Annotated in this window: 9 protein-coding genes; 1 reads left to right on the plus strand and 8 read right to left on the minus strand. The window is 56.7% G+C overall.

The features are described from left to right. The 8 genes from WMO23_RS10165 to ade all read right to left on the minus strand — a co-directional run. Positions 1-380: 4Fe-4S cluster-binding domain-containing protein (locus WMO23_RS10165; RefSeq protein WP_349173990.1), on the minus strand; the 380-nt coding region annotated here is incomplete at its 3' end. A 237-nt stretch (positions 381-617) separates the two neighbouring features. Then, the gene (locus tag WMO23_RS10170; protein ID WP_020311644.1) at positions 618-1,682 is read right to left on the minus strand and encodes an ABC transporter substrate-binding protein; all 1,065 of its coding nucleotides are present in this window, start codon (positions 1,680-1,682) and stop codon (positions 618-620) included. 15 nt (positions 1,683-1,697) lie between these two features. Continuing rightward, positions 1,698-2,477, minus strand: coding sequence for an ABC transporter permease (locus tag WMO23_RS10175; protein ID WP_020311643.1), 780 nt, complete (start codon positions 2,475-2,477; stop codon positions 1,698-1,700). After that, positions 2,477-3,304, minus strand: coding sequence for an ABC transporter permease (locus tag WMO23_RS10180; RefSeq protein WP_020311642.1), 828 nt, complete (start codon positions 3,302-3,304; stop codon positions 2,477-2,479). The genes WMO23_RS10175 and WMO23_RS10180 overlap by 1 nt, the downstream gene beginning before the upstream one ends. Next, positions 3,297-4,367: an ABC transporter ATP-binding protein gene (locus WMO23_RS10185; RefSeq protein WP_020311641.1), complete on the minus strand. Its 1,071-nt coding sequence runs from the start codon at positions 4,365-4,367 to the stop codon at positions 3,297-3,299. The genes WMO23_RS10180 and WMO23_RS10185 overlap by 8 nt, the downstream gene beginning before the upstream one ends. A gap of 89 nt (positions 4,368-4,456) precedes the next feature. Next, the gene (locus tag WMO23_RS10190; protein WP_296820886.1) at positions 4,457-5,233 is read right to left on the minus strand and encodes a lytic transglycosylase domain-containing protein; all 777 of its coding nucleotides are present in this window, start codon (positions 5,231-5,233) and stop codon (positions 4,457-4,459) included. Positions 5,234-5,341: 108 nt separating this feature from the next. Further along, entirely contained in the window at positions 5,342-5,584 is a 243-nt protein-coding gene (locus WMO23_RS10195) for a TIGR04076 family protein (RefSeq protein WP_020311639.1), read from the minus strand. Positions 5,585-5,596: 12 nt separating this feature from the next. Further along, entirely contained in the window at positions 5,597-7,330 is a 1,734-nt protein-coding gene (ade, locus tag WMO23_RS10200) for an adenine deaminase (RefSeq protein ID WP_292282471.1), read from the minus strand. 217 nt (positions 7,331-7,547) lie between these two features. On the opposite strand from ade, the gene WMO23_RS10205 reads away from it, so the two are divergent. After that, positions 7,548-8,942 carry an NCS2 family permease gene (locus WMO23_RS10205; protein WP_020311637.1) on the plus strand — a complete coding sequence of 465 codons (1,395 nt, stop codon included), beginning with the start codon at positions 7,548-7,550 and terminating at the stop codon, positions 8,940-8,942. The last annotated feature ends 242 nt before the right edge of the window (positions 8,943-9,184 follow it).

Genomic DNA, 9,184 nt, shown 5'->3' on the forward strand with positions numbered 1-9,184 from the left:
ACGGGAACCGCGCCGCTGGTGTCGATGCCGACGGAAATGCCTTTTTCAGCCAGGGCCCGGACGAGCTCGGCGATATACCCCATGGGCTGGGCCAGGACTTCACCGCCCGACAAGGTGACGCCGCCGCCAGAACGTTCATAGAAAATCTGGTCCTGCACGGCCTGGCGGACGAGTTCTGCTACGGAATAATAGGTCCCGACCTCATCCTGTCCCCCATCGCTACGCTCCATTCTCTCAACCTCGAAGCGCTGACTCTCCGGATTATGGCACCATGGGCAGGCCAAGGGACAGCCTTTGAAGAAAATCGTCGTTCGTATCCCCGGCCCGTCGTGGACGGAAAATTTCTGCACATTGAAAACCAAAGGCCTTTTCTCAGCCATATCCCCGCCTCCCAATCTCATACAACAGAAGTTCGAAGTTTGTAGTTTGTAGTTTTTAGTGGGTGTTTTTAAATTTGAAGCCATTTTCTACAAACTCCATACTACAAACTATAAAGCAAAAGGAACCGTGCATGATGGCAAAAGCCTTCGTGCAACGGTTCCTTCTTTGGTCTCATTCTGAACTTGTACTCATTATACTACACATTTGTATTCTTGAAAAGCATTTATCCTAAAAAATCACCAGACCTTGACCTGGATCCATTCGTCGTTATAGCGCTTGTCCCCTTCTTCGCCCAGGTATTTGTACGTTTCCTGGCCGGCATAAGCTTCTTCCGGCGGGAAGACGACGGGGTTATCTTTATAGTCTTCGTCTTCTTCCATGGCCGGGACGGCCGTATTCGGCGTCGAATAGGTCAGGTACTCGAAGTTCTTCAGGGCGATGTCGGGACGGCTCATGAAGTCGATGAATTTATGGGCATTTTCGACGTGTTCGGCATTCTTGGGGATGACCCACGAGTCAATCCAGAGGTTGGTCCCTTCTTTGGGGATGACGTATTCCAGGTTCCTGTTTTCCAGGATCATGCGCAGGGCTTCACCGGAAAAGACGACGCCCATGGCCGCTTCGCCGGAGACGAGCTTGTCCTTGACGTCATCGATGCCATAGGCCTGGACCAGGGGTTTCTGGGCGATGAGCATATCCCGCGCTTCTTTGATCTGCTGAGGATCCGTCGTGTTCAGGGAATAGCCCAGACGCTTCAAGGCGACCATGAAGGAATCGCGCGGCGAGTCCTGCATGATGATTTCATTCTTATATTTCTCGTTCCAAAGGATGGACCAGCTGTCGACAGGTTCATCGACCATGGTCCGATTGTAGACGATGCCGACGGTGCCCCAGCAATAAGGGACGGCATAGCGGTTGCCCGGGTCAAAGGACTCGGACTGGGTCCAGAACTGTTTGCCTACGTACTGGCGGGCGTTGGGCAGCTGGGAATAATCGAGAGGCTGCAAAAGATCATTGTGGATCATCTTCTGGATCATGTAGTCCGACGGGCAGATGACGTCATAGCGTTCGGCGCCGGCCGCGACCAGGGGATACATGCTCTCGTTGGTATCGAATTCATCCATGACGACGCGGATGCCCGTTTCTTCTTCGAACTGCTTGAGCGTATCCGGGTCGACGTAATCGCCCCAGTTATAGACATAGACCACGTTGTCCCCGTCTTCTTCGCTGTCAAAGAAGCCACAGCCGCTCAGGGCCAGGATACAGCAGAGACCGAGGAGAATCATGCGGATATATTTCATAGCGTTTCCCCTTTCCTACCAGTTCCGACCCAAGGCCAGGCGCCGGCGGTTGACGATGAGCAGGACGGCGAAGACCAGGACAAAGACGAATACGAGCGTCGAAAGGGCATACATTTCCGGATGGATGCCCAATTTCAATTCGGCATAGATTTCCGTCGGCAGCGTATCGATGCCGGCCCCTTTGGTGAAGTGCGTAATGATGAAGTCGTCGGCCGACATGGTGAAGGCCAGCATGAAGCCTGCCAGGAGACTGGGCCGCAGTTCCGGCAGGACGACGCGGCGGAATGCGACGAACGGCGTCGCGCCCAGGTCGCGGGCGGCATCATAACAGCTGCGGTCCAGCGACAGGAACTGGGGCATGATGCACAAGATGACGTACGGCAGGTTGAAGACGACGTGGGCCATGAGAATCGAACCGTAGCCCAGGCGCAGGCCCATGCCTAAAAAGAGGAGCATCAGGGAAATCCCGGTGACGATGTCCGCATTGAGCAGCGGCATACTAGCCACGCCGAGATAGACCGACCGCTGTTTGCGACCCATGCCGCGCAGGGCCATGCAGGTGAGAAGACCCAGGACGGTGGCGATGGCCGCCGACGAGAGACCGATGGTAATGGTATTTTGCAAGGCGTCAAAGATGCCTTCATTCTGGAATAACTCGCCGTACCATTGCAGGGTAAAGCCTGTCCAGTGGCCGCGGTAACGGCTGGCGTTGAAGGACTGGGCCACGAGGACGCCGATGGGCGCGTAGAGGAAGAGGACGACCAGGGCGACGTAGAGTTTCTTCACTTTTTCCATCACTTCTTCACCTGCCCTTCGCTGCGGTCGAAATAAGCCGTCACGACCATGTTGACGATGATGAAGACCATGAGCACCAGAGACAGGCCGCTGCCCAGATGCCAGTCATAGGCCATGGTGAATTCCTGTTCGACGATGTTGCCGATGAGCAGGATCTTATTGCCCCCTAAGAGGCCGCTGATGAAGAACGTCGTCAGCGACGGGATGAAGACCATGGTGATGCCGCTGATGGCGCCGGGCAGGGACAAGGGCAGGATGACCTTGGTGAAGGTCTGCCAGGAATTGGCCCCTAAGTCGCGGGCCGCGGCGATGACGTTGCCGTTGATCTTGCTCAGAGCGACGTAGAGGGGCAGGATCATATAGGGAAGGAAGTTGTAAATCATGCCGATGACGATGGCCGCCGGCGTGTTGATGAGGCTTACGTCAGGCAGGGACAAGAGGCGCAGGAACTGGTTGAGGATGCCGTTCTTTTCCAGAATCGTCTGCCAGGCCATGGTCGTCAGCAGGGAGTTCATCCACATGGGCAGGACGAAGAGCAGGAACAGGAGCGAGCCCTTCCCCCGCTTCTTTTCCGTCAGGATAAGGCAGAGCGGATAAGCCACGACCAGGCAGATGACCGTGCTGATGAGGGCCAGGACGATGGACAGTTCCAGGGCCTTCAGGTACTCCCAGTGGGCGATGAGGCTGATATTGGCCAGGGTAAAGGCGCCGTGGGCATCGGTCAGGCCGTACCAGGCGATGGCCACGACGGGACAGAAGATAAATAAGACCGCCCAGATGAGGAAGGGCGCGGCAAAGAGGTTGCGAATCGCTGCTGAATTAATCATTTTCCATCGCCCTTTCGTCTTCCGATTCCGGTTTATTCATGATCTGGATATTGAAGGGGTCCACCCAGAGGCTGACTTCGTCGCCGGGCTGATAGTGCTTCGTCGATTTGACCAGCCACTCGATCCCCCGCGCCTGGATAGTGAGGTTATAGGTCATGCCTTCAAAAATCGTCTTGGTGACGACGCCGTTGAAACCGCCGTCGCGAGGCGGCTGCAGTTCCATATCTTCCGGCCGGATATGGACGTCGACAGGGCGGTGGGTCCCGAAGCCGACGTCGACACAGTCGAAGTCGTAGTCGGCGATGCGCACGAGTTTGTCGTGTACCATGAGGCCGTCGACGATGTTGCTGTCACCGATGAAGTCGGCGACGAAGGCGTTTTCCGGTTCATTGTAAATGCTTTCGGGCGTGCCGATCTGCTGGATATAACCCTGGTTCATGACGACGACCGTGTCGGACATGCTCAGGGCTTCTTCCTGGTCATGAGTGACGAAGACGAAGGTAATGCCCAGTTCTTCTTTGATCTTGATGAGTTCCAGCTGCATGCTGCGGCGCAATTTCCGGTCTAGGGCACTCAGGGGTTCGTCCAGGAGCAGGACCCGCGGCTCATTGACGACGGCCCGGGCGATGGCCACGCGCTGCTGCTGGCCGCCGGACAAGTCGACGATGTTGGCGTGTTCGTAGCCGTCGAGGTTGACCAGTTTCAGGGCATAACGGATCTTATCGCGGATATAATCGCGGGACTTGCCGTGAATCTTCGGCCCGAAGGCGATGTTTTCGGCCACGTCCATATGGGAAAAAAGAGAATAATTCTGGAACACCGTATTGACCTGACGCCGGTTCGGAGGCAGCTGGGTGATATCGGCCCCATCGAAGAGGATACGCCCTTCATCAGGCGTTTCAAAACCGGCAATGAGGCGGAGCGTCGTCGTCTTGCCGCAGCCGCTGGGGCCGAGGAGAGTCACGAATTCATTTTCAGAAATCGTCAGATCAAGGCCATCTAATACCTTGTGCCCATCATAGGTCTTGGATACGTGCTCCAGGTGAATCAATTCTTTTTCCATTTCACAACTCCTTTTTTCATTCCTTACGGCTCCAGGCCGTAAAAAAAGGGAGATCGCATAATCGCTGATGCAAGGTCCCTTCCTCGATATTATTTTTTACTGCTCCGCGTGTCCCAGGGCCGCGACGTCGTCCAATACGACACAGGCTGCGGGCTGCGGACCGAATTGGCTACGCGGGCCGTCTTGGGCCGGACCGTAGTCTTAGTCTGGACAGCGGCTGCTTTCTGACTGTGCTGTTCATGCCATTCTTTCAGGCTCGGAAAAATGGGTGCTTCCGTTTCCGTCACGGTCATGGCCGACCGCTTGTAGGGCTTCAGGGCCATGGCTTCATGACCGGCAAGGCGCCAGATTTCCCGCCGCGTCTGTTCGACGGTCTGGACATAATTCATGGTCTCCGTATAATGCGGCACGCCTCGGGCCCGGTCGACGGCGCCCGGTCCGGCATTATATGCCGCTTCGGCATAGACGAAGGGCCGGTCCCATGTGCGGTAGCGTTCGACCATCTGGCCGAGGTACTTGACGCCGCCAAAGATGTTCTCCCTGCGGTTGTAGGGATTGACCTTGAGTGATGCCGCTGTAGACGGCATAAGCTGGGCAATGCCGACGGCACCGACGCCGGACACGGCAGAATTATCGAAATGGCTTTCTGTCGTAAAGACGGCGGCGACGAGGATCGGGTCGACGTCATACGTATAGGATGCATCACAGATATCCTTGGCAATGGCCGCCGCTTCGCTGCCGCGGATATATTTGCTGACCTGGTCATAGACCATTTCTTCCTGCGTAATGGCCTGCACCGGCATCAAGGCCATGAGGCCGATGAAAAGAGCAGCCATCTTTGTCTTACAGGCTTTGCTGAGTATCAACTTTCACATTCCTCCCCACTCACACGACTATCATTCTACCTTTCATTATATCACGGTCGTCAAGCCATTTGCCAATACCTTCTCGTTCTGCCCTATTAGGGTTATGCATCATTGTTCCACCACGCGGAAGATGACGCCTTCGTCGCAGTCGGGACACTGGATATCCGACGGCCAGAGCGAACCCTGGCGGCCGGCGAAGACATAAGGATAAAGGGCCTGGAGGGCCGTCATGCAGAGGGCGCCGCTCTTTGCTTTATCGATGACAGGCCCGTCGAAGACGATTTCATCGCCTTCTTTATAAAGATCACAATGAGACTTGATGACGACTAACTTAACTTTCTTGGCATCCATAATCATACCTCCTTAAGGTTCAATGGGAACGAAATCGAAGGCTTCGACGTCGAAGAGACCCGTGTCCAGCAGTTTCAGCTTGGGGATGACGGGCAGGCTCATGAAGCACAACGTCATGATGACATCGACGTCAGCGCTGACACCCAGGATATGGTGGGCCTTGGCGTAGAGCTCGTCCATAGCTGCATCGACAGCGGCGGCCGGCTGGTCGCTCATGAGGCCGGCAATGGGCAGCGGGATGGATGCAAGGACCGTTCCGTCCAAGACGATGGCCATGCCGCCCTTCTGGCCCTCCAGGGCCTCGACGGCAGCGGCCATATCCCTATTGTTCGTGCCGGCGACGATGATGTTGTGTGAATCGTGGGCCACGGATACGGCGACGGCACCTCGTTTAAGGCCATAACCGCGCAGCAGGCCCAGGCCGACGCAGCCCGTGCCGTGATGGCGTTCGACGACGGCAACTTTGACGATATCGGCCTGCGGGTCGTAGACGAAATCGCCGCGGCCATCGCGATGGATGAGGGCTTCCCCTTTTTCCGTGACGACGCCGCCGGGCACGATGTCGATAGTCCGGACCCGGTCCGACGTCAAGTGCATAACCATTTTCTCTTCGGAGAAACCGGCGATGCAGACAGAGCTGCCGACGGCGCTGTAATCAGCCCGCGTAAAGGGCAGGAGATACTGGCCCTTTTCCGCTGTTTTCTGACCGCCGATGAAGGTCGCCAGAACGTGGAAGTCCTTCAGGTCTTCAAAGAGGACGATGTCCGCCCGCTTGCCCGGTGCCAAGGCGCCGCGGTCGTCGAAGTGGTAGCAGTCGGCGGCGTTGAGGGTCGCCATGGTGATAGCCGCTTGCGGCGACAGGCCGGCGGCGACGCAGAGGCGCAGGTGTTCGTTGAGGTGGCCTTTCTCAAAGATCGTCTTGGGATGGAGGTCATCCGAACAGAGCAGGAAGCGGCGCAGATTGGCCGGCGTCACGGCCCGGACCAGATTTGGCAGGTCATGGCAGGCCGAACCGTTGCGCAGCATGACGTACATGCCGGCCTGGAGGCGCGCTTCGACGTCGTCCAAGGTGAAACATTCGTGGTCCGTCCGGATCTGGGCCGACGCATAGGCCTGCAGGTCCTTGCCAGTGACGCCGGGGCTGTGGCCGTCGATGGGCTTTTTCGCCTCATAGGCGGCGACGAGCTTGTCCAGGACGGCATCATCGCCGTTCAGGATGCCCGGGCAGTTCATGAATTCACCGACACCGAGAACGCGGTCGTCGGCCAGGGGCGATTTCATGTCGTCTGCTTCCAGCACGGCCCCGCTGTGGTCGAAAGGCGTCGCCGGGACACACGACGGCACCATGAAACGGACGTCCAGGGCCGTCTTTTCAGCGGCTTCCATCATGTAACGAAGGCCGGCCAGGCCGCAGACGTTGACGATTTCATGCGGGTCGGCGACGATCGTCGTCGTTCCCAGGGGGACGACCAGGCGGCCGAACTCTTCCGGGCTGACATAGGACGATTCGATATGGATATGGCTTTCAATGAGGCCCGGTGCGGCATAGGCCCCATGGGCATCGATGACTTCCTGTCCTTCATACGGGCCGCCGACGCCGGCGATGATGCCGTCGGCGATGACGATATCCCCAGGCCGGATGGTCTGTGTATAGACGTCGACGATCTGGCAGTTTTTAAGGACGACGTCCCCCGGTTCCAAGCCCCGGGCTACGGCAATACGCCGTTTCAAAAGATTCCGTGTCATAGTCATAATGTACTCCTTCCTATCGGTAAAGGCGTAAGATTTTTATCTTTCGGACTCATTGTACCATAGATTTCCTTTTTTTGACAAAATAGTTGCCCAAAAAGGCAGAACACCCTATAATAATGATATCAGTTGATGTCCGTCGTCTGCTATTTGGCTTCATGTATTTCCGGATGGATGTCAACTTGTTTTATTACTAAAGGAGTGTGAATGTATTATGGAAAACCAACCGTCCTTCCTCGACCGTTTCTTCCACTTGAGCGAAAATGGCACGACGGTCCGCACGGAAATCCTGGCTGGTATCACGACCTTCATGACCATGGCCTACATCCTGGCCGTCAACCCGACCATCATGAGCGCCGCCGGCATGGACAAAGGTGCCGTCCTCACGGCAACCGCCCTGGCTTCCCTTATCGGGACGCTGTGCATGGCCTTTTTCGCCAACTATCCCTTCGCCCTGGCACCGGGCATGGGCCTGAACGCCTTCTTCGCCTTTACGGTCGTCCTGCAGATGGGCTACACCTGGGAAATGGCCCTGGCCGCCGTCTTCTTTGAAGGCGTTATCTTCATCATCCTGTCTTTGACCAATGTCCGCGAAGCTATCTTCAACGCCATCCCCATGACCTTGAAGAAAGCCGTTTCTGCCGGCATCGGCCTGTTCATCGCCCTCATCGGCCTGCTGAACGCCCAGATCATCGTCGCCAACCCGGCAACCAAGATTGCCCTGTTCTCGTTCAAACAGTCTGCCGCTACGGGTACCTTCCACACGGTCGGCATTACGGTTCTCCTGGCCATGATCGGCATCGTCTTCACAGCCGTCCTGATGGTCAAGAAAGTCCGCGGCAACATCCTCTGGGGCATCCTCTTTACCTGGATCCTGGCCATTCTTTGCGAATTGACCGGCCTCTACGTGCCCAATCCGGAAATGAAGATGTTCAGCGTCATCCCCGACCTGTCCGGCGGCGCCGCTGCCTTTGCCCCGGCCAGCCTGAGCCCCATCTTCGGCCAGCTCGACTTCAGCCGCGTCTTTAGCCTGGACTTCCTGGTCGTCATGTTCGCCTTCCTCTTCGTCGATATCTTCGATACCCTGGGCACGCTCATCGGCGTCTCGTCCAAGGCCAACATGCTCGATGAACGGGGCCGCCTGCCGCGCATCAAAGGCGCCCTCCTGGCCGACGCTGTCGCCACGACGGTCGGCGCTGTCATCGGCACCAGTACGACGACGACCTTCGTCGAAAGCGCTACCGGCGTCAGCGAAGGCGGCCGCACGGGCCTGACGGCAGTCTGCGTCGCTGTCCTCTTCGCCCTGTCCCTCTTCCTGTCGCCGTTCTTCATGGCCATCCCGGCCTTTGCCACGGCACCGGCCCTGGTCATCGTCGGCTTCCTCATGCTGACGTCCGTCGCCGGCATCGACTTCGACGACTTCAGCGAATCCATCCCGGCATACATCACCATCATCGCGATGCCCTTCTGCTACAGCATCTCCGAAGGCATCTCCTTCGGCATCATCTCGTATGTCGTCATCAACCTGCTCACAGGCAAACGGGAAAAGATTTCCCTCCTCATGTACTGCCTGGCCGTCATCTTCGTCATGAAGTACATCTTCTTGTAAGAGATGGAGTTAACAGTTAGCAACTAGTGGCTAGTGATTCGCCAAAAATGCGTAGGGGCGCCACGTGGGGCGCCCGCTCCTGAAAAATGGTTCCAACGCTTTATTATGTCGGAAAAATCGAACATATCCTGAAACGGGCTCGCCACGTGCGAGCCCTTACAGACGAAAAAAGGGCCTGTCGCACGTAATCGTGCACAGGCTCTTTTTATGTATGCAAAAACATCATAGCTTTATGGTCGTTC

It is taken from the genome of Megasphaera intestinihominis (genome assembly GCF_040096415.1).
GTDB classification, from domain to species: Bacteria; Bacillota; Negativicutes; order Veillonellales; family Megasphaeraceae; genus Megasphaera; species Megasphaera intestinihominis.